This is a genomic window from Shinella sp. GW821-FHT11G07 (genome assembly GCF_058808115.1).
In genome coordinates, this window is the sequence record NZ_JBXARJ010000004.1 from 138,830 (window position 1) to 163,722 (window position 24,893).

22 protein-coding genes are annotated in these 24,893 nt (G+C 64.8%); 12 read left to right on the top strand and 10 right to left on the bottom strand.

Annotation, left to right across the window (positions count from 1 at the left end; all coding sequences use genetic code 11):
- The first annotated feature begins 63 nt into the window (after positions 1–63).
- The 8 genes from AC1RT2_RS09705 to AC1RT2_RS09740 all read left to right on the top strand — a co-directional run bounded on the left by AC1RT2_RS09705 (position 64) and on the right by AC1RT2_RS09740 (position 9,959).
- The gene (locus AC1RT2_RS09705) at positions 64–936 is read left to right on the top strand and encodes a branched-chain amino acid ABC transporter permease (protein WP_493101483.1); all 873 of its coding nucleotides are present in this window, start codon (positions 64–66) and stop codon (positions 934–936) included.
- Between the two features lie 2 nt (positions 937–938).
- Entirely contained in the window at positions 939–1,895 is a 957-nt protein-coding gene (locus tag AC1RT2_RS09710; protein ID WP_493101485.1) for a branched-chain amino acid ABC transporter permease, read from the top strand.
- Positions 1,892–2,677, top strand: a complete 786-nt coding sequence (locus AC1RT2_RS09715; RefSeq protein WP_493101487.1) for an ABC transporter ATP-binding protein — start codon at positions 1,892–1,894, stop codon at positions 2,675–2,677. Before AC1RT2_RS09710 ends, AC1RT2_RS09715 begins: the two co-directional genes overlap by 4 nt.
- Complete coding sequence (locus AC1RT2_RS09720) at positions 2,664–3,365, top strand: ABC transporter ATP-binding protein (protein WP_069061032.1); 702 nt, start codon at positions 2,664–2,666, stop codon at positions 3,363–3,365. The genes AC1RT2_RS09715 and AC1RT2_RS09720 overlap by 14 nt, the downstream gene beginning before the upstream one ends.
- A 4-nt stretch (positions 3,366–3,369) precedes the next feature.
- On the top strand, positions 3,370–5,430 hold the full coding sequence (locus tag AC1RT2_RS09725; protein ID WP_493101490.1) for a 3-hydroxyacyl-CoA dehydrogenase NAD-binding domain-containing protein: 2,061 nt from the start codon (positions 3,370–3,372) through the stop codon (positions 5,428–5,430).
- 79 nt (positions 5,431–5,509) lie between these two features.
- Positions 5,510–6,436, top strand: coding sequence for a helix-turn-helix domain-containing protein (locus AC1RT2_RS09730; RefSeq protein WP_493101492.1), 927 nt, complete (start codon positions 5,510–5,512; stop codon positions 6,434–6,436).
- A 114-nt stretch (positions 6,437–6,550) separates the two neighbouring features.
- Complete coding sequence (locus tag AC1RT2_RS09735) at positions 6,551–7,957, top strand: aldehyde dehydrogenase family protein (protein WP_493101494.1); 1,407 nt, start codon at positions 6,551–6,553, stop codon at positions 7,955–7,957.
- 28 nt (positions 7,958–7,985) lie between these two features.
- Positions 7,986–9,959 (top strand): copper amine oxidase, encoded by a 1,974-nt coding sequence (locus AC1RT2_RS09740; RefSeq protein ID WP_493101496.1) that lies wholly within the window; start codon positions 7,986–7,988, stop codon positions 9,957–9,959.
- A 205-nt stretch (positions 9,960–10,164) separates the two neighbouring features.
- Here the strand turns inward: AC1RT2_RS09740 and AC1RT2_RS09745 are convergent, their stop codons facing one another.
- Together AC1RT2_RS09745 and AC1RT2_RS09750 are read right to left on the bottom strand one after the other, a co-directional pair.
- Entirely contained in the window at positions 10,165–11,541 is a 1,377-nt protein-coding gene (locus tag AC1RT2_RS09745; RefSeq protein WP_493101817.1) for an FAD-containing oxidoreductase, read from the bottom strand.
- Positions 11,538–12,005, bottom strand: coding sequence for a DUF4126 domain-containing protein (locus AC1RT2_RS09750; protein WP_493101497.1), 468 nt, complete (start codon positions 12,003–12,005; stop codon positions 11,538–11,540). The genes AC1RT2_RS09745 and AC1RT2_RS09750 overlap by 4 nt, the downstream gene beginning before the upstream one ends.
- Positions 12,006–12,334: 329 nt before the next feature.
- On the opposite strand from AC1RT2_RS09750, the gene osmF reads away from it, so the two are divergent.
- Genes osmF through AC1RT2_RS09770 form a run of 4 tightly spaced genes read left to right on the top strand, consistent with a single transcriptional unit; the run spans position 12,335 to position 16,136 of the window.
- Positions 12,335–13,246 (top strand): glycine betaine ABC transporter substrate-binding protein OsmF, encoded by a 912-nt coding sequence (gene osmF, locus AC1RT2_RS09755; RefSeq protein ID WP_493101498.1) that lies wholly within the window; start codon positions 12,335–12,337, stop codon positions 13,244–13,246.
- Between the two features lie 54 nt (positions 13,247–13,300).
- Complete coding sequence (locus tag AC1RT2_RS09760) at positions 13,301–14,461, top strand: ABC transporter permease (protein ID WP_493101499.1); 1,161 nt, start codon at positions 13,301–13,303, stop codon at positions 14,459–14,461.
- The gene (locus AC1RT2_RS09765) at positions 14,458–15,396 is read left to right on the top strand and encodes an ABC transporter ATP-binding protein (RefSeq protein WP_493101501.1); all 939 of its coding nucleotides are present in this window, start codon (positions 14,458–14,460) and stop codon (positions 15,394–15,396) included. Before AC1RT2_RS09760 ends, AC1RT2_RS09765 begins: the two co-directional genes overlap by 4 nt.
- On the top strand, positions 15,393–16,136 hold the full coding sequence (locus tag AC1RT2_RS09770) for an ABC transporter permease (RefSeq protein WP_493101503.1): 744 nt from the start codon (positions 15,393–15,395) through the stop codon (positions 16,134–16,136). The genes AC1RT2_RS09765 and AC1RT2_RS09770 overlap by 4 nt, the downstream gene beginning before the upstream one ends.
- A gap of 100 nt (positions 16,137–16,236) precedes the next feature.
- On the opposite strand, the gene AC1RT2_RS09775 is transcribed toward AC1RT2_RS09770, so the two are convergent.
- The 8 genes from AC1RT2_RS09775 to AC1RT2_RS09810 all read right to left on the bottom strand — a co-directional run bounded on the left by AC1RT2_RS09775 (position 16,237) and on the right by AC1RT2_RS09810 (position 24,827).
- Positions 16,237–17,505 carry a glycerate kinase type-2 family protein gene (locus AC1RT2_RS09775; protein WP_493101505.1) on the bottom strand — a complete coding sequence of 423 codons (1,269 nt, stop codon included), beginning with the start codon at positions 17,503–17,505 and terminating at the stop codon, positions 16,237–16,239.
- 5 nt (positions 17,506–17,510) lie between these two features.
- Positions 17,511–17,828 (bottom strand): Dabb family protein, encoded by a 318-nt coding sequence (locus AC1RT2_RS09780; RefSeq protein WP_069061043.1) that lies wholly within the window; start codon positions 17,826–17,828, stop codon positions 17,511–17,513.
- A gap of 8 nt (positions 17,829–17,836) precedes the next feature.
- On the bottom strand, positions 17,837–19,492 hold the full coding sequence (locus AC1RT2_RS09785; protein ID WP_493101507.1) for a GMC family oxidoreductase: 1,656 nt from the start codon (positions 19,490–19,492) through the stop codon (positions 17,837–17,839).
- Positions 19,493–19,654: 162 nt separating this feature from the next.
- Positions 19,655–20,434 carry a 3-ketoacyl-ACP reductase gene (locus AC1RT2_RS09790; RefSeq protein ID WP_493101509.1) on the bottom strand — a complete coding sequence of 260 codons (780 nt, stop codon included), beginning with the start codon at positions 20,432–20,434 and terminating at the stop codon, positions 19,655–19,657.
- On the bottom strand, positions 20,431–21,939 hold the full coding sequence (locus AC1RT2_RS09795; protein ID WP_493101511.1) for an FAD-dependent oxidoreductase: 1,509 nt from the start codon (positions 21,937–21,939) through the stop codon (positions 20,431–20,433). The genes AC1RT2_RS09790 and AC1RT2_RS09795 overlap by 4 nt, the downstream gene beginning before the upstream one ends.
- 7 nt (positions 21,940–21,946) lie before the next feature.
- Positions 21,947–23,062, bottom strand: a complete 1,116-nt coding sequence (locus AC1RT2_RS09800) for an ABC transporter ATP-binding protein (protein WP_493101513.1) — start codon at positions 23,060–23,062, stop codon at positions 21,947–21,949.
- 5 nt (positions 23,063–23,067) lie between these two features.
- Complete coding sequence (locus tag AC1RT2_RS09805) at positions 23,068–23,949, bottom strand: carbohydrate ABC transporter permease (RefSeq protein WP_069061047.1); 882 nt, start codon at positions 23,947–23,949, stop codon at positions 23,068–23,070.
- The gene (locus tag AC1RT2_RS09810; RefSeq protein ID WP_069061048.1) at positions 23,946–24,827 is read right to left on the bottom strand and encodes a carbohydrate ABC transporter permease; all 882 of its coding nucleotides are present in this window, start codon (positions 24,825–24,827) and stop codon (positions 23,946–23,948) included. The genes AC1RT2_RS09805 and AC1RT2_RS09810 overlap by 4 nt, the downstream gene beginning before the upstream one ends.
- Positions 24,828–24,893 lie beyond the last annotated feature (66 nt).

Here is a 24,893-nt window from a genome sequence, read left to right on the forward strand (position 1 = left end):
CCGCCGGCCCGCACCCTTATGGCGCGGGCCGGCGGAAACGTCGTGCGCGAAGCGGAGGCCTCCATGCCCGAACTGCTGCAATTCCTTCTGTCCGGGATCACGGTCGGCGCCGTCTATGCGCTGGTCGCCCTCGGCTTCACGATCATCTACAACGCCTCCGACGTCGTGAACTTCGCGCAGGGCGAGTTCGTCATGCTCGGCGGCATGATCACCTTCTTCGCGCATGCCGCCGGCCTGCCGCTGCCGCTGGCAGCCCTCATCGCCATCATCGTCACGGCGGCGATCGGCGTGGCACTCAACAAGTTGGCCATCGAGCCGGCGCGCGGCGCCCCGGTCGTCTCGCTGATCATCATCACCATCGGCGCCTCCATCTTCATCCGTGGTGCGACGCAGCTCGTGTTCGACAAGCAGATCCATCGCTTTCCGGCCTTTTCCGGCGACCAGCCGATCCTTATCGGCGGTGCGACGATCCTGCCGCAGAGCCTGTGGGTCATTGCCGGTGCGCTCGCCGTTTTCGTCTGTCTCTGGCTGTTCTTCACCCGCACGCTGATCGGCCGCGCGGTGCTGGCGACGGCGAACAACCGCGTTGCCGCGCAACTCGTCGGCATCAACACCAACTATGTGATGACGCTCTCCTTCGCCATGTCCGCCGCCATCGGCGCGCTCGCCGGCGTGCTGGTGACGCCGATCACGCTGACGAGCTACGATGTCGGCCTTGCATTGGCGCTGAAGGGCTTTGCCGCTGCCATGCTCGGTGGCATGGGCAACCCGAAGGGCGCTCTTGTCGGCGGCCTGCTGCTCGGTGTGCTGGAGGCCATGACGGCCGGCTATATCAGCTCGCAATACAAGGATGCGGCCGCCTTCATTGTCATTCTCGCCGTGCTTTTCGCCATGCCGCAGGGCCTGTTCGGCCGCAAGTCGACGGATCGGGTGTGATCATGCGGCTCTCCAGCAAGGCTACCACGCTTCTCATCCTCGCCGCGGTCATCGCGATTGCGCCGGTCTTCTTCCCGTCCTCCTACTATTTCCGTGTCGGCTCGCTGATCTTCGTCAACGGCCTCGCGGTGACGGGTCTCGTCATCCTCATCGGCTATGCCGGTCAGATCAGTCTGGGACATGCGGGTTTCGCCGGCATCGGCGCCTACGCCTGTGCGCTGGCGCCTGTTCATCTCGGCCTGCATCCGGCACTCGCCGCCCTGCTCGGCGCGCTTTTGTCCGCGGCAATCGCCTACCTCGTCGGCCGGCCGATCCTGCGGCTCAAGGGCTATTATCTCGCCGTCGCCAGCCTCGGCTTCGGCATCCTCGTCTCCATGGTGCTCTCCAACGAGGCGCAACTGACCGGCGGGCCGGATGGTATGGCCGTGCCGGAACTCGGGCTTCGTGCGGTGCTGAAGACAATTGGCATCGACCTGTCCAACACCGAGTTCTGGTATGCCTTCTCCGGCCTCGTCCTGGTGCTCGGCGCGTGGCTGGCACTCAACCTTTACCACAGCCCGACCGGCCGGGCGCTCAGGGCGCTGCACGGTTCAGAAGTCGCGGCCCGCACGGTCGGCGTCGACGTCGCGCATTACAAGCTCGTCGCCTTTGTCATTTCGGCGGTCTATGCCTCTGTGTCCGGCTCTTTGCTGGCGTTGCAGAATAAGTTCATCACGCCAGATGTCGCAGGCTTCATGCATTCGATCGAGATGGTCACCATGACGGTTCTCGGCGGCGCGGGCTCGGTGCTTGGTGCAATCCTCGGTGCGGCGATCCTGACGACGCTGCCGCAGGTGCTGACGATCTTCCAGGAATACGAACAGCTCATGCTCGGCCTCGTCATGATGCTCGTCATGATCTTCATGCGCGAGGGCCTGCTGCCCTCCATCGCGCGCCGCATCCGAGGGAGGGCAGAATGAGCCTGCTTCAGATCGAAGGTTTGGGCATCGATTTCGGCGGCCTGCGCGCCGTCAACGATGTCGGCTTCTCCTTGAAACCCGGCGAGATCGTCTCGGTCATCGGCCCGAACGGTGCCGGCAAGACGACGCTGTTCAACATGATCTCCGGCGTCTATGCACCGGCGCGCGGCCGCGTCGTGCTGGATGGCGAGGATGTCACCCGCATGCCGCCGCATCTTCTGGCCCGGCGCGGCCTGTCGCGCACCTTCCAGAACCTCCAGATTTTTCAATCGATGAGCGTTCTGGAAAACGCCGTCGCCGGCCATCACCTGCATGAGCGCGGCTCGGTATTTGCCGATCTCTTCTCGCTGCCCGCCGCACAGCGCCGCAGCAAGGCATCCGAGGACAGTGCCCGCGCCCTGCTCGACCGTGTCGGCCTCGGCCGGGCTGCCGAGCAGGAGGCAAGCTCGCTCTCCTACGGCGCACTGAAGCGGCTGGAAATCGCCCGTGCGCTGGCGCTGAAGCCCCGCGTGCTGCTGCTCGATGAGCCGGCGGCCGGCTGTAACGCGGTCGAGACGGAAGAGATCGATCATCTCATCGCACAGGTCGCGGCCGAAGGCGTGTCGATCCTGCTGGTGGAGCACGACATGAAGATGGTCATGCGCATTTCCAACCATATTGTCGTGCTCGATCACGGCGAGAAGATCGCCGAGGGGGAGCCGACGGCGATTTCACGCAACCCGCGCGTCATCGAAGCCTATCTCGGCGTCCAGGCAACGGAGGCCCAGCATGCTGACGGTTGAGGGACTGCGCTCGCGCTACGGCCGCATCGAGGTGCTGCACGGCATCGATCTCGACGTGGCGTCCGGCGAGATCGTCACGGTGGTCGGTGCGAACGGCGCCGGCAAGACGACGCTGCTCAAATGCCTCTCCGGCATCCAGCCGGTTTCGTCCGGCTCGATCGTCTTCCGCGGCGAGACGCTGACATCCGTGCCGGCGCATGCCCGTGTGCGCCGCGGTCTCGCCCAGTCGCCGGAAGGCCGGCAGATTTTCACCAACCTCACGGTGGAGGAAAATCTCCGGCTCGGCGCCTATCTCTTCGCCGACGACAAGGTGGATCGCGATATGCAGGACGCCTTCGCGATGTTCCCGATCCTCAAGGAGAAGCGCAATCTCGCGGCGGGAGGCCTGTCCGGCGGCCAACAGCAGATGCTGGCAATCGCCCGCGCGCTGATGGCCCGTCCCTCCTGCCTGCTCCTTGATGAGCCGAGCATGGGCCTCGCCCCCATCCTCGTTGCCCAGATCTTCGACGTGGTGAAGAGCCTGAAGGCGCTCGACGTGACCGTGCTCCTCGTCGAGCAGAACGCTTTTGGCGCGCTCTCCGTCGCCGATCGCGGCTATGTCATGGAGACGGGACACATCACCATGTCCGGCCCCGCCGCCGAATTGATCGCGGACGAACGTATCCGCGCCGCTTACCTGGGAATATGACACCATGACCATCACCATCACCCGCGAAAACGCCATCGCCGTCGTTACCGTCGACAACCCGCCCGTCAATGCGCTGTCGCAGGCGCTGCGCCAGGCCCTCGTCGAGGCGGTAGCGGAGCTCGATGCGGACGCAGCGGTGAAGGCTGTCGTGATGATCTGCGCCGGGCGTACCTTTATCGCCGGAGCGGATGTCAACGAGTTCGGCAAGCCGCCGCAGCCGCCGCATCTGCCGGATGTGGTGGCGACCATCGAGGGTGCGAAAAAGCCCTGGGTCGCGGCCATTCATGGCAGCGCACTTGGCGGCGGGCTCGAAGTGGCACTCGGCTGCGCCTACCGGGTCGCGGTTGCCTCCGCCAGCCTCGGCGTGCCGGAAGTCAAGCTCGGCATCATCCCCGGTGCTGGTGGCACGGTGCGCTTGCCCCGCCTGATCGGCCCTGCTGCGGCGGTTGATCTGGTGACGGGCGGCAGCCCGGTCGGGGCGAAGAAGGCGCAAGCACTGGGCCTCGTCGATGCCATTATCGATGGCGACCTGCGTGCCGGTGCGATTGCCTTCGCGAACGATAGCGCCGGCAAACCAGTGCCACAGCCGATTTCCGGCCGCGTCGTGCCGGCGGTCGAGGCCGGGTTCTGGGAGGGCGCGGAAAAGGCCATCGCTGCCAAGGCGAAACGCGAAGTCGCGCCGCTCAGGGCACTCGCCTCCGTCCGCAGCGCCAGCGAAACGGATTTCGCAAGCGCCATGGCCTTCGAGCGGGAAACCTTTCTGGAGCTCCGTGGTTCCAAGCAGGCAGCGGCGCTGCGCCATGTGTTCTTCGCCGAGCGCGCGGCACCGCGCCCACCCGAGCTTGCCGGCATCACGCCGCGCGATATCCGCTCGGCTGCGGTCATTGGTGGCGGCACGATGGGTGCGGGCATTGCAGCGGCGCTGCGCGATGCCGGCCTGCCGGTAATCCTCATCGAGCGTGATACGGCAGCGGTCGAGCGGGGGCTTGCCAATATCCGTGCCATCTTCGACGGTTCGGTGAAGCGTGGCCGCATCACGCAGACGGTTGCGGATGACCGCATGTCCGGCGTCACCGGCAGTGACGACTATGGCCTGCTTGCCGATACGGATCTCGTCATCGAAGCCGTCTTCGAGGATATCGCCGTCAAGCGCGCCGTCTTCGAAAAGCTGTCGGCGGTCTGCCGGCCGGATGCGGTGCTGGCAACGAACACCTCCTATCTCGACCCCACTGCGATCAGCGAAGGCGTAAGCCATCCCGAACGTTTCCTCGGCCTGCATTTCTTCAGTCCGGCGCACATCATGAAGCTACTGGAGATCGTGCCGACGGAGGAGACGGCGCCGGAGGTCCTGGCGACCGGTTTTGCACTCGCCCGTCTGCTCGGCAAGATCCCGGTTCGCGCCGGCATCTGCGACGGCTTCATCGGCAACCGCATCCTGAAGGTGACGCGCGCGCAGGCCGAACGGTTGCTGCTCTCCGGTGCTACGCCCTCGGCCGTCGATGCCGCCATGCGCGCCTTCGGCCTGCCGATGGGGCCTTTCGAGGCACAGGATCTCGGCGGGCTCGACATCGCCGCCTTCCAGCGCAAGGCCGCCCGCGAACGCGGTGAAACACCCTTCGCCCCCGTCGCCGAGCGGCTCTGCGCCATCACGCGTTTCGGTCAGAAATCGGGCGGTGGCTGGTACGACTACGACCCGGGCGACCGTGCGCCAAAACCGTCGGAAACCGTGGCGGCGATCATTGCCGAAGAGGTTGCCGGACGGCCGCAGCGGGCGTGGGACGAGGCGTCGATTGCCGATGCGATCATCCTGCCGATGGTCAACGAGGCGACGCGTATTCTGGAGGAGCGCGTGGCGTTGCGTTCCGCCGATATCGACCTGGTGAAAATCCACGGCTACGGTTTTCCGCGCTGGCGCGGCGGGCCGATGCACTATGCCGAAGCGCGCGGACTTGCCGAGGTTGTGGTGGTGCTCGACCGGCTTGCCGCGGAAGGGCTTGCCGATGCGCCATGCGAGGGGCTGCGCCAGGCGGCGCAAGCCGGTGGTTTTGCAGCGATTGCAGGGTAAGAACGATAGGCAAGCGCTGCGGTCTGTGATGAGATAGGTTTGGGAGAACAGGCATTCTGCTGGAGCCGGGGAGGGCGCGATGCAGTCGCTGATGACGCCGGGGCACAAGCCGGTACAGGTGGAAATTCTCGAGGCGGAGATCCGGCGGGTCTGCGGTTCGTTCGATCTCGAGCCGATGCGGCGCACGGGCGTCGTCAATGGCGATGTCACCACGCGGCGTGTCGGCCCGTTCGATACGGCGATCGTGGCGCTCGATGCCTCGGAAGTCGCGCGCAACACCCGCTCCATCCGGCAGGATCCCGGCGAGCATTTTTTCCTGCTGGTGCAGGATGCCGGCCAATGTCGCGTCGAGCAGGGCGATCAGGTGGCGGAGCTTCTGCCCGGCGACATGTTCCTCGTCGATTCCGTCAAACCCTCGACCTTTCTCTATCGCGGCGAGCGCTCCAATCAGGTGTCGCTGCACATTCCGCGCGGTGAGATCGTCCACCGTTTCGGCACGTTATGCGCCGGCGGTCTTTCGATCTCGCGTGACGATCCGCTCTGGCTCGCCATGCGCGCCGTCATCGCAAAGATGCTGATGGAAGACGGCGCACAGGCCCAGCTTGGTGAAGCGTTCCTGTGCCTTATGGGCGCCTACCTGCATTCGACGCGCGTGATGGGCGCCGCCAACCCGGCCGAGACGCTGCTCTCGCGCGCGCTCGCGATGATCGACCGTCACCGCGCGGACCCGTCCTTCGGCCCGCGCGAACTGGCGTCGCGTCTCAACGTGCCGGAGCGCACCTTGCAGCGACATTTCCGACCGCTTGGCGAAACGCCGGGCCATCGACTGCTGAACCGCCGGCTGGAGCTGGCACATGCGCGGCTTTCCACCCACAAGGGGCAGCACCTTGCAGAGGGGGTGACTGCCGTCGCCTTCGACTGCGGCTTCAACGACCTTTCCTATTTCTACCGCGAGTTTCGCAAGAAATACGGCACGACGCCGGGTGCGGTCGCGCGCTGCCATTGACGCTTTTGTCCAAAAGGCGGGACGGCACCGTCCAAGTCTGACGCCCCGCCAAGACCTATTCTCTGCCACCAGATGTGCCCGCCGGAGGTGGGCCGTTCCTTGGAGGAGGCGGAAATGATGGAATTCAAGGCGACGATCGGTGGCAAGCCGGCAGCAGTCGGCTCTGACTTTGCTGTGCTGAACCCGGCGACGGGCGAAGAAGTCGGCCGCGCGCCGAACATGGGCGGAGCGGAGTTGGATGCCGCCGTCGCCGTCGCCAAGGCGGCGTTTGCGACGTGGTCGGCGCAGAGTGACGAGGCCTTGCAGGCTGCCTGTGCGGCGGTGACGGCGAAGATCGAGGAGCACGCGGGCGAACTCGCCGAGATCATCACGCTGGAGCAGGGCAAGCCGCTGAACGGTCTCGGCTCGCGCTGGGAGGTTGGCGGGGCCGTCGCCTGGGCGGGCTACACCACCGGGCTTTCGATCCCGGTCAAGGTGTTGCAGGACAACGAGCAGGGTCGGATCGAACTCACCCGCAAGCCGCTCGGCGTCGTCGGTTCCATCACGCCGTGGAATTTCCCGGTCATGATCGCCGTCTGGCATATTCTTCCCGCGTTGCGCACGGGCAATACGGTCGTCGTGAAACCCTCGCCCTATACGCCGCTTTCGACGCTGCGCCTCGTCGAGATCATGAACGAGGTGCTGCCGCCGGGTGTCGTCAATGTGGTGACCGGCGACGACAAGGCCTTCAACCTCGGCAGCGCCATGTCGGCGCATCCGGATATTCGCAAGATCGTCTTCACCGGCTCCTGCGCCACCGGGCAGAAGGTCATGCAATCGGCGGCCGAGACCATGAAGCGGCTGACGCTGGAACTCGGCGGCAATGATGCCGGCATCGTTCTGCCGGACGCGGACCCGCAAGCGATTGCCGAGGGCCTGTTCTGGGGCGCCTTCATCAACAACGGCCAGACCTGCGCGGCGATGAAGCGGCTCTATGTGCATGACACGATCCATGACGCCGTCTGCGATGCGCTCGTCGCCTATGCGAAGGCGATCCCGGTCGGCAATGGCATGGAGGAGGCAAGCATCCTCGGGCCGATCCAGAACCGCATGCAGTTCGACAAGGTTTCGCGCCTTGTCGCGGATGCCAAGGGGCGCGGCAAGGTGCTGCTCGGCGGCGAGCCGGGCGAGGGCCTGTTCTTCCCGCCGACCATCGTGTCCGGTCTTCGCAATGGCGATGCGCTGGTTGACGAGGAGCAGTTCGGCCCGGCGCTGCCGGTCATCCGATATTCCGACGTGGAAGAGGCGATCCGGCTTGCCAATGACAGCCCGAACGGGCTCGGCGGCTCCGTCTGGTCGTCCGATATTGCGGCGGCGAAGAAGGTGGCGAGCCGGCTCGCCTGCGGCTCCGTCTGGATCAACAAACACGGTGCCATCCAGCCCAATGCGCCCTTCGGCGGCGTAAAGGCCTCCGGCATCGGCGTCGAGTTCGCCGAAGAGGGGCTTGCCGAATACACCGATATCCAGGTGGTCTTCGCCTGACAGAACCAAGCAAGAAGAGGGAACGATCATGAGACTTTTCAAACATCTGGCCTCGACGGCGCTGGCGCTCGGCCTTGCCGCTGGTGCCGCGGCCGCGCATCCGCTCGACGGGCTGACGGCCGAAGAATACCAGAAGATCAACCAGATCCTGCGCGGCGAGAAGGTCGCGGACGACAACACACTCTATCCGCTGATCGAGCTGAAGGAGCCCGCCAAGGCCGACGTACTGGCGTGGAAGGAGGGAGACAGCCTCGACCGCAAGGCGACGGTCTACTTCACCAGCGCCGAGGGCTTTAGCGAGGCGGTGATCAACATCACCAAGGGCACGGTCGAGAGCAATGCCAAGACGACGGGCCAGCCGATGGTGCTCTTCACCGAGTTCATGAATGCGCTGGAAGGCGCGCTCGGCCATCCGGATATGGTGGCGGGGCTTGCCAAGCGCGGCCTGAAGCCGGAACAGGCCTTCTGCCTGCCGCTGACCGGCGGCAACTTCTTCACGGAGGAATACCAGAATTCCCGCCTGATGAAGGTGCCGTGTTACCAGGTTCCGGAAGGCTCCAACTTCTATGCCAAGCCGGTCGAGGGCCTCTTCGCCATCTATGACATCGGCAAGAAGGAAGTGCAGCGCGTCATCGATACCGGCGTCGTCGAAGCGCCGAAGGACGCTTGGGGTTACACGGAGGAAGAGGTCGCCAAGCGCGTGCCGCTGCGTACCGAGACGAACCCCGTCAAGCTGGTTCAGGAAGGCGGCCCGAACTACAAGATCGACGGCAGCCATATCGAATGGGACATGTGGCGCTTCAATTTCCGCGTCGACAAGCGCCCGGGCCTCGTCGTCTCCAATCTCGATGTCAATGATGCGGGTACCTGGCGCTCGGTCATCTACCAGGCGCATCTCTCCGAAGTTTTCGTGCCCTATATGGATCCGACGGAAGGCTGGTACTGGCGCACCTACATGGACAGCGGGGAATATGGTTTCGGCCTGTTCCTGAGCCCGCTTCGCGCCGGCATCGATTGCCCCTCGCATGCCACCTTCCTGCCGGCGACGATCGCCGACGACAAGGGTTCGCCGCTGGTCATTCCGGATGCGATCTGCGTCTTCGAGCGCAGCATCGGCGATCCGGCCTGGCGCCACTTCGAAGTCTTTGCGCAGACGCCGGACAAGCCGGTGCCGGCGGAAGGCCGCCCGGCCACGGAACTGGTGGTGCGCACGGCCTCGGAAGTCGGCAACTATGACTACCTGATCGACTACCGCCTGCAGCAGAACGGCCAGGTCAACATCTATGTCGGCGCCACCGGCCTCGATGCGGTGAAGGGCGTTGCCTCCACCTCGATGAAGGACCCGACGGCCAAGGCGGACACCGCCTATGGCACGCTGATCGCACCGAACCTCGTCGCCGCCAACCACGACCATTACTTCAACTTCCGCATCGATTTCGACGTCGACCAGCCGGTGAACCACTTCTCCACCATGGACATCGTGCCGGCGAAACTTGATGCGTCGAGCCCGCGCAAGTCGATGTGGACGGTCGAGCACAAGATGCCGATGACGGAGCTGGAAGCGCGCTACAAGCTGTCGTCCTCGCAGCCGCGCTACTTCCACGTCTCCGACCCGTCGCGTGAAGGCTATCTCGGCCATGAGCCTGGCTACATGATCCATCATGGCGACGTGTCCTACGGCCCGTTCGATTTCGAAAACGACCCGCCGATGAAGCGCAACGCCTATATCGAATATTCGGTGTGGAACACGGTCTACGATCCGGAACAGCGTTATGCCGGCGGCAAGTTCGCCATGCAGAGCGATGGGTCGGATACGCTCGCCGAATGGGTGAAGAAGGACCAGAGCCTGATGGGCAAGGACATCGTCACCTGGTTCTCCGCCGGCTTCCACCATATTCCGCGCATGGAAGACTGGCCGGTCATGTCGACGGAGTGGAAGACCGTGCACATCATGCCGCACAACTTCTTCGCCCATAACCCGGCGCTGACGATCCGGAAGTAGTGAAGATCGCGAGGCCCGGTGGGTGATCTGCCGGGCCTCCTATCGTGCACCAAATCCACCACCTCTCCTCCGTCATGCTCGGGCTCGACCCGAGCATCCACAGGTTGTGGAGGGTGATGGATCCTCGGGTCGAGCCCAAGGATGACGTTGGTGGGTGGAGCGCGGGTCGTTCACCAATTGAGGGGATGGGCTCGTTGGGTCTTCCTCATTCCACCGGCTGCATGTCCCCGAACACCGTCGGGATCAGTTCCGCCACCGTCGGGTGGATATGCACCGCATGCGTGATCGTCGTATAGGGCTTGCCCGCATACATCACGTCCAGAATGCTCTGCACCGCCTCGTCGCAACCGGTGCCGAGCAGCGACGCGCCGAGGATTTCCTTGGTGTCTGCATCGGCGATCACTTTCATGAAACCGAGCGTCTCGCCCTTCTCCTTGGCGCGGCCGACCCGCGTCATCGGCCGCGTGCCGATCAGCAGCTTGCGGCCAGTCCTGCGGGCTTCCGTCTCGCTCATGCCAGCGCGGCCGAGCGGCGGGTCGATGTAGAGCGCGTAGGTCTGGATACGGTCGCTCACCTTGCGCGGCTCGTTGTCGATGAGGTTGGCGGCGACGATCTCGAAGTCGTTGTAGGCGGTGTGGGTGAAGGCGCCGCGGCCGTTGCAGTCGCCCATCGCGAAAATGCCGGGCACGATGGTTTCCAGCCGCTCGTCGACGGTGATGTAGCCGCGCTTATCCGTTGCAACGCCCGCCGTGTCGAGGCCGAGATCGTCGGTGTTCGGCCGCCGTCCGGTGGCGAGCAGGATGTGCGAGCCTATAATCTCCGGCGCGCCGGCCGTGCAATCGACGCCGACCCCGATGCCGCTCTCCTGCCGAAAGAAACGGATGCACTCCGCGCCTGTACGAATCTGGATGCCCTCACGCTCGAGGATGTCGCGCACCGCGGTGCTGATGTCCTCGTCCTCGCGTGCGATCAGCCGCGGCCCTTTTTCGATCACCGTCACCTCGGAGCCGAAGCGGCGGAACATCTGGGCGAATTCCAGCCCGATATAACTGCCGCCGATGACGACCAGGTGTTTCGGCACTTCGGTCAGGTCCATCATCGACACGTTGTCGAGATGGGGCACGTCGCCGACACCCGGAAAATCCGGCACGACCGCGCGGCCGCCGACATTGAGGAAGACCTGTTTTGCCGACAGCAGGTCGTCGCCGACGCGGATCTGCGTCGGGCTTTCGAAGCGCGCATGGCCGCGAATGAAGGTAAGGCCCTGCATGCCTTCCAGCCAGTCCTCGTTACCCTTGCGGGCATCGAAACGCACCTTGTCCTTGCGCGCCATGACCTTGGCGAAGTCGATGGAAACATCGCCCGTCACCACGCCGTATTCTGCGCCGCGGCGGGCGAGGTGGGCGGCATAGGCGCTGGCGACCATGGCCTTGGTCGGCATGCAGCCGGTGTTGACGCAGGTGCCGCCGACGAGTTTTCGTTCGACGAGGGCGACCTTTTTCCCCGCGGCCGTCAGCCGGCCGGCAAGTGACGGGCCGGCCTGGCCCGCGCCGATAATAATGGCATCGAAGGTCTGCATCAGGTCACCGACGAGACGACGAAGAGGCCGAGCAGAACGGCGACCACATCTTCGAGCAATGCAATGGGCAAGTCCCTGCCGCCGGTGGCCGCGACAAGGCGCTGGCGGGCTTCTGCCCCACCGAGCGTGCCGATGACTGCACCGACGACACCGGCCACGAGGCCGCCGACCAGCGAGCCGCCCGTGGTGCCGATGACCGCCCCGCAAAACGCCCCGCTGACGATGCGGGCGCCGAACTGCTGCGGCACCTTGCGGCTCGGCGTGCTCGGTAGCTGGTCGGTGACGAATTCGATGAGCGCCAGGACACCGAAAATATAGGGCGTGAAACGATAGGCCAGGAAGGCGGCCCAGGTGCCGGAGACCGGCAGCCAGCCGAGTGCTGCGCCGATGCTGACGGCAGCCGGTGCCGTCATCGCCCGAAGCCCTGCCACGACACCGATCAACAATGCGAGAATGTAAATGCTCATGCGTCCCCCAACGAAAATCTACGCCGGACATCGGCCCGGGATGGTGTCCCGGCAGGTGATGAAATGCGGTATCGGAAAACTGGAATGGGCCGCCCCGAGAGTGTCGGATGCGACTATGAATTGCAATGCGTTTCTGTTGCCAAAGGCCGTCTCTTCGTACAATCCTGCAAGCGCTTTGAAGGCGGCAACAAACGACGTGCATTGCACCGCTGGCGCGGTCTGTTTTTTGCGATTCATCGCCATATATGGAATGCTTTGCCCGGACGGGCTTTTCGAAACGTGGTCTGAATGCCGCCATGGGTTCCCGCACAGAACGAGAGGTTTTTCACATGCGCCCAACCGTCAAATTCCTAGGAGCAGCTCTGGCGCTCGGCCTTGCAGCCGGTGCCGCCCAGGCCCAGGTCGTCGTCTCGTCGAAGATCGACACCGAAGGCGGCGTGCTCGGCAATATCATCCTGTCGGTTCTGAACGCCAACGGCATCCAGACGACAGATCGCGTGCAGCTTGGTGCAACGCCGGTCGTGCGCCAGGCGATCATCGCGGGCGAGATCGACATCTATCCGGAATATACCGGCAATGCCGCGTTCTTCTTCGAAAAGGCCGATGATCCGGCTTGGAAGGATGCCACCAAGGCTTATGAGCTCGCCAAGACGCTCGATTTCGATGCCAACAAGATTGTCTGGCTGACGCCGTCGCCGGCCAACAACACCTGGGCGATCGCGCTGCGCAAGGACGTCGCCGAGCCGAACAAGCTGGTAACGTTGACCGACTTCGGCAAATATGTTGCCGGTGGTGGCCAGGTGGTGCTGGCCGCTTCCTCCGAATTCGTGAATTCGGCCGCAGCTCTTCCCGCCTTCCAGACGACCTATGCCTTCACGCTGAAGCCGGAACAACTGATCACGCTGTCGGGTGGTGACACGGCCGCAACGATAGCCGCCGCCGCCAACCAGACGAACGGCGCGAACGCCGCCATGGTCTACGGCACGGATGGCGGCATCGCGCCGTCGGGCCTCGTCGTTTTGCAGGACGACAAGGGCGTGCAGCCGGTCTACCAGCCGTCGCCGATCATTCGTGAAGAGGTGCTGAAGGCCAATCCGCAGATCGAGGAAATTCTCAAGCCCGTCTTCGAGAAGCTCGACCTCGTGACGCTGCAGGATCTCAACGGCCGCGTCCAGGTCGGCGGCGAGCCGGCCAAGGCGGTCGCTGAAGACTTCCTCAAGAAGAACGGCTTCCTCAAGTAAGCTCGTCCGTCCTCCGTCCATTCGGGCGGAGGACCTCTCTTCCAGAAAGCGTTCATGCGGTTCAGAATCGACAAGCTCGGCGTGGTGATCGCCGCATTGCTGGCTTATGGCGCCTTTCTGGCGCCGTTTGCGCAGTTCAGGGCAAACCGCATCGTGCCGGGTGAGGCGCGGTCTATCCTTGAGGCTCTTCCTTCCGGGCTTGGCGCAGCGCTTCTCGCCTTCATCGTCCTTTCCCTCACCCTTATCGTGCTGAAGACGCCGACGGTCTTCCGGCTGGTGCTGGGGCTGGTGGCGCTTCTCGTGCTGGCGGTCCTCATCGGCCTTTCCGCCGGCCACCTGACGCCGCCGGAAAACACCTATGCCCGCGTGTCGCCAGCCTCCGGCTTCTGGCTGCTCAGCTTCGCCTTCGCGCTGGTGACGGCGGATGCGTTGGCGCGGCTGAAGCTCTCGCCGCTCGCCCGTGTCGCGCTGCTCGCGGCTGTGGCCGCTGCCGTCGCGGCGCTGCTGATGTCCGGCGCCTGGGACGGTCTCTCGATCCTCAAGGAATATGGCAGCCGCGCCGAAACCTTCTGGCTGGAGGCGAGCCGCCACGTCATGCTGGCGCTCGGCTCGCTTGCCGCAGCGACCCTCGTCGGCCTGCCGCTCGGCATCCTCTGCCATCGCGTCGAGGCGCTCCGCGCCGGCGTGCTCAATGTGCTGAACATCATCCAGACGATCCCGTCGATTGCACTCTTCGGCCTGCTGATCGCGCCGCTCGGCTGGGTCGCGCTCCATGTGCCGGGCGCTGCGGCGATCGGCATTCGTGGCATTGGTGCCGCACCCGCCTTCGTGGCGCTCTTCCTCTATTCGCTGCTGCCCGTCGTCGCCAATACGGTCGTCGGCCTCGCCGGCGTGCCGCGCGACGCCAACGACGCGGCGCGCGGCATCGGCATGACGGATCGCCAGCGGCTGTTCGGCGTCGAGCTGCCGCTCGCCTTCCCGGTCATTCTCACCGGCATCCGCATCGTGCTCGTGCAGAATATCGGCCTTGCGACGATCGCGGCGCTGATCGGCGGCGGCGGGTTCGGCGTCTTCGTCTTCCAGGGCATCGGCCAGACGGCCATGGACCTCGTGCTGCTCGGCGCGGTGCCGACCGTCGCACTCGCCTTCGCCGCCGCCATCGTGCTCGATGCCGCGACCGAACTTTCCAGCAACAAACCCGGCAGGGCCGCATGATCGAGATCGACAGCATCACCAAGCGCTACGGCGATACGACCGTCGTCGACAATGTCTCGATGACCATCGCGCCGCGCACGATCACCGTCATCGTCGGCACGTCCGGCTCCGGCAAGACGACGCTGATGCGCATGATCAACCGCCTCGTCGAGCCGACGTCGGGAAAGATCCTGATCGACGGCGAGCCGAACAGCGCGATCCCCGGCTACGAGCTGCGCCGCCGCATCGGCTACGCCATCCAGGGCCATGGCCTCTTCCCGCATCGCACGGTCGGCGAAAATATCGCCACCGTGCCGACGCTGCTCGGCTGGGAAAAGAGCCGCATCGACGCCAAGGTCAAGGAACTGCTGACCCTCTTCCAGCTTGATCCGGCCGCCTTCGGCCCGCGTTATCCGCACGAGCTTTCCGGTGGCCAGCAGCAGCGTGTCGGGGTTGCCCGGGCGCTTGCCGCCGAGCCGAATATTCTGCTGATGGACGAACCCTTCGGCGCGCTCGACCCGGTCATCCGCGCCAAGGCGCAGGAGGATCTTCTGGCGATCCAGAAACATTTCGGCACGACCATCGTGCTCGTCACCCACGACATGGAAGAGGCCTTCCACCTCGCCGACAAGATCGCGGTGATGGACAAGGGCAAGATCGTGCAATACGCCGCGCCGGAAGAGATGCTGCTAAACCCGGCCACCGACTTTGTCGAAACGCTGATCGGTGCCGGCGAGCGGCCGTTCCGGCTGCTCTCGATCGGTTCCGTTGGAGACGCCACCGAGGCCGGGGAGGCGGAAGGTGAAGCCATCGCCGCCGCCACGAGCCAGCGCGACGCCCTGTCCGCGCTGCTCTGGGCCGGCCGCGACGCCCTGCCGGTCGTCGGCGCGGATGGCGCACCCCTTGGCCGCGTCACGCTCGCCGGCCTTGCCCGTCGCGCCGCGAGGCCGCAATGAAGCGGCTCCTGCCAAACCTGCTGAGACTGGCGGCGCTGATCATCCTCATCGCCTTCCTCGTCCAGCCCATGCTGTTCGAACCGCTGCTGAAGCCGCTCGTGCAGGCCAATGCGCCGGCTATCTACAACCAGGGTAGCCTGCTGTCGCTGACGCTTTCCCATCTCGCCACGGTCTTCACCGCGACGCTCGCCGCGACCATCGTCGCCGTCGGCCTCGCCATCCTCGTCACACGGCCGATCGGCGCTGAGTTCCTGCCGCTGTCGCGCAGTCTGGTGAATATCGGCCAGACCTTTCCGCCGGTCGCTGTGCTGGCGCTTGCGGTGCCTGCCGTCGGTTTCGGTGAAAAGCCGACGCTGATCGCACTCTTTCTCTACGGCCTGCTGCCGATCTTCGAGAATGCCATGACGGGCCTTTCCACCCTGCCTCCGGCCATCGTCGAGGCGGCGCGCGGCACGGGCATGACGGCCTGGCAGCGGCTCACAAAGGTGGAAGTGCCGCTGGCGCTGCCGGTCATTCTTGCCGGTATCCGCCTGTCGGTGACCATCAGCCTCGCCACGGCAACGATCGGATCGACGGTTGCGGCGAAGACACTCGGCGAGGTCATCATCGCCGGCCTGCAATCCAACAATCTCGCTTTCGTGCTGCAAGGCGGCCTGGTCGTCGCGGTGCTGGCGGTGCTGATCTACGATGCTTTTTCTGCCGTCGAACGCGTATTGGCGCGCCGCGCCGGCCGGGTCTAGAGCATTTCCGCTTTTCTTCGAATCGCGAAAACGCTCCGACTTTTTGTTCTCGTGCAATTCTCGGCAATCAAAACGGCTGCGCACTTTTGCTGGAATTGTTCTAGCGGATCAGGATCGCCCGGAAGTCGTTGACGTTGGTTCCGGTCGGGCCGGTATCGAAGATATCACCTATAGAATCGAAGGCGCTGAAAGCGTCGTGGCCCATGAGGTGCGTTCTGGGCTCGATGCCGGCGGCGCGCATGCGCAGGATACTTTCACCATCGGCAAAGGCCCCGGCATTGTGCTCCGAGCCGTCGCGACCGTCCGTGTCGGCGGCGAGCGCCTGCACGTTCGATAGACCGTCGATGGCATGGGCGAAGGAGAGCAGGAACTCCGTGTTGCGCCCGCCCTTGCCATACCCTTCGTCGCGGATCGTCACCGTCGTCTCGCCACCGGAGAGGATGACGACGGGGGTGGCGAAGGGCCTTCCGTGATGGCGCACCTCGCGGGCGAGGGCGGCATGCATCAGCCCGATATCCCGCGCTTCGCCTTCGATCGAATCCGACAGGATGACCGGCGTGATGCTCGCTGCTTTCGCCGTCGCTGCCGCGGCCTCCAGCGAGACACGCGCGGAGGCGATGACATGGTGCTCGTGCCGGGCGAAGATGGGGTCGTCCGGCCCTGCCGCAGCGGCCTCGGGCGATGCGAGATGCTCCATCACCGCCGCGGGCAGCGTCATGCGGTACTGCTGGACGATCGCCAGCGCGTCCTGCGGCGTCGAGGTGTCGGGGATCGTCGGGCCGGACGCGACATGGGCGGGGTTGTCGCCGGGAATGTCCGAAATGATGAGGCTCACCACCCGGGCTGGATGGGCCGCATGCGCCAACCGCCCGCCCTTGATGCGCGAGACGTGCTTGCGCACGACGTTCATGGCCGAGATTGGCGCGCCGGAAGCGAGCAGCGCCCTGTTGACGGCGATCTCGTCGGCCAGCGTCAGCATGCCCGCCGGGGCCGGCAGCAGCGCCGAGCCGCCGCCGGAGACAAGCGCGATGACAAGGTCGTCTTCCGTCAGATCGCGCAGGAGGGCAAACAGCCGGGCCGAGGCGGCGATGCCGGCGTCGTCGGGAACGGGGTGGGCGGCCTGCAGGACTTCGATCTGCCGGCACATCGCCACCGGGCCGTGCTGCGCGACGACGGTGCCTTCCAGCGGGCCGTCCCACAGGCTTTCCAGCGCGGCCGCCATCTGGCTTGCCGCCTTGCCGGCGCCGATGACCACGGTGCGCCCCTTCGGCCTTTCCGGCAGGTGCGCGCGGATCGCGGCAACAGGATCGGCAGCCTCGACGGCAGCGTTGAAGAGCGAGGCGAGGAAGGCGCGGGCGTCTTCGATCATGAGGCTCAGTCGTCGGTTTCGAGGTCGTAGACGAGAATGCCCGCGATGCCGCCTTCTGCGGCGGCGACCAGACGGCCGCCGGTCTGCTTGTGCTCGGGATCTTCCAGATAGGCGTCGCGGGCAAAACTATCCGCGAAATCAACGATGAAGCCGTCGCCAAAACCCTTGTCCATGCCCTCTTCCGGGCTGACATTGGTGCCGATATGTACGGCGAGCATGCCCGGGAGACGGCTCTTCAGCGCGTCGATCTCGTTGAACAGTTCGGCCTTGTAGTGGGCGGAAATGGTCGGCTTAAAGTGGATGAAGACGCAATGGCGGATCATGGTTGCCCCTATCGGATGTTGGCGCGGGCGCGCGGGCGCGCGTCGTTGCGTTCATGTTGGAAGACCTGGGCCGGCAGTGCCGGCAGGCCGCGAATGATGTCGGCGCCCTTCTCGCCCACCATGATGGTCGGCGCATTGGTGTTGGCGGAAGGAACGCGCGGCATGACGGAACTGTCGCAGACACGCAGACCTTCAAGCCCATGCACCTTCAAATCGAGCCCGACGACCGCATCCGCGCCCGTACCCATCTTGCAGGTGCCGACGGGATGGTGGTCCGTCTTGGCATTGGCGCAACCATAGTCGAACAGCTCCTCGTCGGTCATCGCCTTCGGTCCCGGCAGGCGCTCGGCCAGGACGAAGGGTTTCAGCGCTGCCTGCTGCAGGATTTCGCGGGCAATCTTCAGGCCCTCGATCGACATTTTGCGATCGTGCGGGTCTTCCCAATAGTTCGGGTCGATCAGCGGTGCGGCGGAGGGATCGGCGGAGGAAAGCCGCACCGTGCCCTTCGAGCGCGGGTGCAGGTAGGCGGAATTCAGCGTCACGCCGGCATTCTTCAGCTTCTCCACGCCCGCCTCGATGCCGGAACCGAGACCGAGATGGAACTGGATGTCCGGCGAGCGGGCATCGGGATCGGCATACCAGAAGCCGCCGGTCTCGAAGAGCGAGGAGGCGACGGGGCCGGAACGGAACAGCACATATTGCAGGCCGGCCCAGAGCGTACGGTGGAGTTTGGCGACGCCGTCATAGGTGTGGTCGCCGGTGCATTCGGAAATCACGAACAGGTCGAGATGGTCCTGCAGGTTGGAGCCGACGCCGGGCAGGTCGTGTTTGACCTGAACACCGACGGACTTCAGGTGGTCGGCCGGGCCGATGCCAGATTGCTGGAGCAGTTTTGGTGAGCCGATGGCGCCGGACGAGACCAGCACCTCGCGCTCCGCCCGAATGGTCTCGACGCCCTTGCCCGTCACCACCTCGACGCCGACCGCGCGAGAACCTTCGAGCACGATGCGGGCGACTCGGGCGCCGGTGCGGATCGTCAGGTTCTTACGGTCCTTGATCGGTGAGAGATAGGCGAGCGAGGCGGAGGAGCGGCGGCGGTTGCGCTGGGTCAGCTGGTAGAAGCCGACGCCGGCCTGCTGGCGGCCGTTGAAATCGTGGTTGTAGGGAATGCCCAGTTCCTGACCGGCGCGGATATAGGCGTCGCAGATCGGCAGCGCCGAAACCGGCATGGAAACGCCGAGTGGCCCGCCATAGGCGTGGTAGTCGTCGGCAAAACGCTGGTTGTCCTCGGCGCGCTTGAAGTAGGGCAGGATTTCCCGGTAGCTCCACCCTTCGCAACCGTCTTCGCTGGCCCAGAGGTCGTAATCTGCCGCGTTGCCACGGGCGTAGAGCTGGGCGTTGATTGAGGAGCCGCCGCCGATCACCTTGGCCTGTGTGTAGCGCAGCACGCGGCCCTTCATGTGCTTCTGCGGTACGGTCTCCCAGCCCCAGCTCGCCACGCCCTTGGTCATCTTGGCGAAACCCGCCGGCATGTGGAACAGCGGGTTCCAGTCCCCGCCGCCGGCTTCCAGCAGCAGCACGCGCACGGTGGGGTCTTCCGAGAGGCGGCTCGCCAAAACGCAGCCAGCCGGCCCTGCGCCGGTGATGATGTAGTCGTAGGTCATGCCCTGGTCCTCAGAATTTTCCGGTGCCGTTGTTGGAGGGCTTGCCCCTCATCCGCCTGCCGGCACCTTCTCCCCGCAAGCGGGGCGAAGGGGATTTGCCGTGCCCTCTCGTCTCCCTCGCCCCGCTTGCGGGGAGAGGGCGGGGTGAGGGGCCAACCCGTGTCAAAGCCGGCCGATCGATAGCCCGCCGTCGAGATTGATCACCGAGCCGGTGGCGAAGCCGAACTTGCCGGTGGCAAGCGCTGCGGCCGCAGCACCGATGTCGTCCGGTTCGCCCCAGCGCTTCATCGGCACGAGGCCGCCCGCGATCAGCGCGTCGTATTTCGCCGAAACGCCTGATGTCATGTCCGAGCGGATGATGCCGGGGCGGATCTCGAAGACGGCGATGCCGGTGTCTGCCAGGCGCAGCGCCAGGCCCTGGCTGAAGGCGGCGAGCCCGGCCTTGGTCATGCAATAGTCGAGCCGTTCCGGCGAGGTGAGGCCGGCCGAGACGGAGGTGATGTTGATGATCGTGCGTGGACCGGCCGCCTGTTTCGAATGCAGCATCGCCTTCAGGACGGCCTGGGTGAAGAATACCGTGCCGCGCAGGTTGGTGGCGACGATCGTGTCGAAATTCTCCGGCGCCAGATCGAGGAAATCGCCGCGGATGACGGAGGCGATGCCGGCATTGTTGACGAGGCAGCCGATGGCGCCGAGCTTGTCTTCGATGGCCGCGACGGTCGCCGCGTGGCCGGAAAGATCGGCAAGGTCGGCCTTCAGGTAGATCGCGCGGCTGCCTGCGGTCGCGAATTCTGCGAGCATGGTGTCGGTTGCCGCATCGCTGTCGCCGATGCCGGTGATGGCGATGTCGAAACCGTCTGTCGCAAGCGCCTTGGCAATGCCGAGGCCGATGCCGCGGCGACCGCCGGTGACGATGGCGACGGGGCGTGCTGTTGTCGTCATGCGGCAAGATCCCTCGATTTAATGTGGGTCGCGACGCGCAGGGCCTGGGCGGCAACACTGAGCGCCGGGTTCACCGCTGCCGAGGTCGGCAGATAGGAGGCGTCGACCACGAAGAGGTTCGGATGGTCGTAGGCCCGGCACCAGATGTCGAGCGGTGCCGTCGTCGGATCGTTACCGATGCGCACCGTGCCGCACTGGTGCGACGGCGTGCGCTTGTCGAAGGCGCGGGCGAGCACGATCGGGAAGCCGGCCTTCTTCAGGGCGCCCTTCAGCTTGGTGACGAGGTCGAGATGGGCCTGCCAGTTGGTGCGCGTCCACTTCATGACGATCCGGTCGCGGTCGACCGTGATTCGGCTCTCGGGATGCGGCAGGTCCTCGCTCATCGCGTAGAAATCGATGGTATGGGCGGCAACCTGTTCGAGCAGCCATTCCGGCACGGAGGGCATGTTGGCCTTCAGGATTTTGCCGGAGACGCGGCCGAGCAGCTGGACGTTGCCAAGCGGCGCACCGCCGTTTCCATCCGAGAGGTAGTAGTCGTTGAAGCCAAAGCTCTTCTGGTAGACGGAGGTGTTCTTGTAGAAGGGCGAGACGCCGATCACGGCGCTCGAATTGTGGTTCATGAAGTTGCGGCCGACCTGGTCGGAGCTGTTGGCGAGCCCGTTCGGGAAAGCCTCCGAGGCCGAGCGGAGCAGGAGCACGGCCGATTGCACGGCGCCGGCCGAAAGGATCACCAGCTTCGGCGAGATGCTCCGGGCTTCATCGCCCTGCATGTAATGCACGGTCGAAATGCTGCGGCCGTGCGGCGTGGTGGCAAGCCGCGTCACCCGGCAATGGGTGCGTAGTTCGACATTCGGATGCTTGAGGGCCTCGGCGAGGCCCACGCTTTCTGCATCCATCTTGCCGTCATTGCTGTTCGGATGGGCATCCCATGGCGTCTTCGCCTTTACGAGCCAGCGGTCGATGTCGATGCCGAGCGGCAGCGAATAGGGATGCAGGCCGTTCGCCTTCATCCTGGCGCGGACCTTCGCGATGGCCTGTTCGTCCGGCACGGGCGGGAAAGGGTAGGGCGCGGAATGGCGCGGCTCGGTCGGGTCTTCGCCGAGCGTGCCGCGCACATTGAAGAGTTTTTCGGCGGCGGAGTACCAAGGCTCCAGCTCTTCATAGGGGAAGGGCCAGGCGGGGGAGACGCCTTCGCGATGCTTCATCTCCTCGAAGTCCTCTTTCCGGTAGCGCACCAGCACCGCACCGTAGAACTTCGAATTGCCGCCGACATTGTAGTAGTTGCCAGGGTTGAAGGCCGTGCCGTCGGCCTCGTACCACATCTCCTTCGGGCGGAAATGGCCACGCTGGAAGATCGCGCGCTGGTCGCGGTTTTCCGGGCGGTCGGGCAGGTGGTCGCCCGCTTCCAGGATGACGATCCTTGCGCCCGTCGGGGCGAGAGCGGCGGCCATGGTGGAGCCGCCGATGCCCGATCCGATGATGACGATGTCCGGCTGCGTGGTCATGATCTACTCAGGCGATGCGAAGCTGGTTTGCGGGGTCGAAGAACACTGCCTTGTCGAGGTTGAAGGCAAGGCGCGCCGTCTGGCCGGGGGCGATGCGCACGTCGGCCCGCAGGCGGGCGACGACCTCCTTGCCGCCGAGATGGGTGACGGCGAAGGTGTCGGCGCCGGCGGGCTCCACCACTTCGATCAGGCAGTCGCCCTCGCCGATCGTGCGGGCATTGCGGTCCGCGCCATCAGGGTCCGTCAGCGCCTCCGGGCGGATGCCGAATATCACGTCCTTGCCCTTATAGGCGGCAAGTCCGCCGGGCGCGTTCGGTACCGACAGCACCAGCGGCTCGGCCTGGTGGCGGGCCAATGAGACGGCCATGCCGGCGCCGTTCTGCTCGATCTTTGCCGAAAGCAGGTTCATGGCCGGCGAGCCCATGAAGTCGGCGACGAAGATGTTGGCGGGGTTGTTGTAGATTTCCGCCGGCGAGCCGAACTGCTGCAGCACGCCGTCCTTCAAAACGGCGATCTTGGTGGCGAGCGTCATCGCCTCGATCTGGTCGTGCGTGACGTAGACGATGGTGGTCTTCATGCGCTGGTGCAGGCGCTTGATTTCGGTGCGCATGTCGACGCGCAACTTGGCGTCGAGGTTCGACAGCGGTTCGTCGAACAGGAAGAGTTTCGGGTCGCGCACCAGCGCCCGGCCCATGGCGACGCGCTGGCGCTGGCCGCCGGAGAGCTGGCCTGGCTTGCGATCGAGCAGATGGCCGATCTGCAGCATGTCGGCGACCTGCTTGATCGCCTTCTCACGCTCGTCCTTCGGCACGCCGCGGATTTCCATGCCGAAAGCGATGTTTCCGCCGACCGTCATGTTCGGGTAGAGCGCGTAGGACTGGAACACCATGGCGATATCGCGCTTGGAGGGGTGCAGGCCCGCGACGGAGCGGCCGTCGATGGCGATGTCGCCCGAGGTGATCGGCTCCAGGCCGGCGATCGTGTTGAGCAGCGTGGACTTGCCGCAGCCGGAGGGGCCGACGAGCACGAGGAAGCCGCCCTGTTCGATCTCGAGATTGATGTCCTTCAGGATTTCGAGCGATCCGTAGGATTTGCGCAGGTTGCTGATCTTCAGGAAAGACATGGACATTATCCTTTCACGGCGCCGGACATCAGGCCGCGCACGAAATACCGTCCGGAGACGATGTAGACGATGAGGGTGGGGAGTGCGGCGAGGATCGCGCCCGCGAAATGCACGTTGTATTCCTTCACGCCCGTCGAGGACTGGACGAGGTTGTTGAGCGCCACCGTCATCGGCGTCGTACCCGCGCCGGAGAAGGAGGCGCCGAACAGGAAGTCGTTCCAGATGTTGGTGAACTGCCAGATGACGGAGACGACGATGATCGGTCCAGAGGACGGCAGCAGGATGCGGTAGAAGATCTGGAAGAAGCTCGCGCCGTCGATCTGAGCGGCACGCACCAGTTCGGTCGGGAAGTTTTCGTAATAGTTGCGGAAATAGAGCGTCGTGAAGCCGAGGCCGTAGACGATGTGCACCAGGATCAGGCCCCAGAGCGAACCGGCAAGGCCCAGCATGCCGAGGATGCGCGCCATCGGGATCAGCACGATCTGGAACGGGATGAAGCAGGAGAGTAGCAGCAGGCCGAAGAAGACGTTCGAGCCCCTGAACTGCCACTTGGTCAGCACGTAGCCGTTCAGCGCGCCGATGATGGTGGAGATCGCCACGGCCGGCACGACCATCAGGATCGAATTGATGAAGAAGGGGCGAAGGCCGGTCGGCTGCACGCCGATCTGCGCCGTCGACCAGGCTTGCAGCCAGGGCTCGATCGTCCAGACCTTCGGCAGGTTCAGCATGCCGCCCTGGCGGATTTCCTCCAGCGGCTTCAGCGAATTCACCAGCATCACGTAGAGCGGCAGCAGATAGTAGACCGCAAACAGGATGAGGGCGGTGTAGATCAGCGCACGCGTCAGCTTGTTGTGCGAGATGACGTTGTCGGGGTTTTGAGCGCTCATCGGCCTTTACCTCCGCGGATTTCGGAATAGAGGTAGGGGATGATGATCGAGAAGATCATGACCAGCATTATGATGGCCGACGAGGCGCCGATGCCCATCTGGTTGCGGGTAAACGTGTAGGAATACATGAAGGTCGCCGGCAGTTCGGTCGCCTGGCCGGGGCCGCCACCCGTGAGCGCCACGACAAGGTCGTAGGCCTTGATGGCGAGGTGGGCGAGGACGACGAAGGCGGACAGGAAGACCGGGCGCATCAGCGGAATGATGATGCGGCGGTAGATCGTCGAGGTCGAGGCGCCGTCGATCTGGGCCGCCTTGATGATCTCGTTGTCGACGCCGCGGAGCCCCGCGAGGAACATCGCCATGACGAAGCCGGAGGATTGCCAGACGGCGGCGATCACCACGCAGTAGATCGCGTAGTTTCGGTCCTTGATCCAGTTGAAGGAGAAGCTCTCCCAACCCCACAGGTGCATGGTGTTTTCAAGCCCGATGCCGGGGTCAAGGAACCACTTCCAGGCGGTGCCCGTCACGATGAAGGAGAGCGCCATCGGGTAGAGGTAGATCGGCCGGAGAATGCCTTCGGCGCGGATCTTCTGGTCGAGCAGGATGGCGAGCCCGAGCCCCAGCACCGAGCAGATGACGATGTAGAGCGAGGCGAAGATCGCGAGATTCGAGATCGCCCGCCACCAGTGCGGCAGCGCCCAGAGCTTGGAATAGTTGCTGAGGCCCACGAAATTGTAGGAGGGCAGCATCTTGCTGTCCGTCAGCGACAGGAAGCCCGTATAGGCGATGAAGCCGTAGACGAAGACGAGCACGATGAGGAAACTGGGTGCCAGCACGAGCTTCGGCAGAAGCTCCTGCAGCCGGCTTCGGCTATCCATGGTCGGTACCACCGTTGAAATCGGGTTACAGGGCGGCTCGTGGCCCCCTCATCCGGCTGCCGCCAC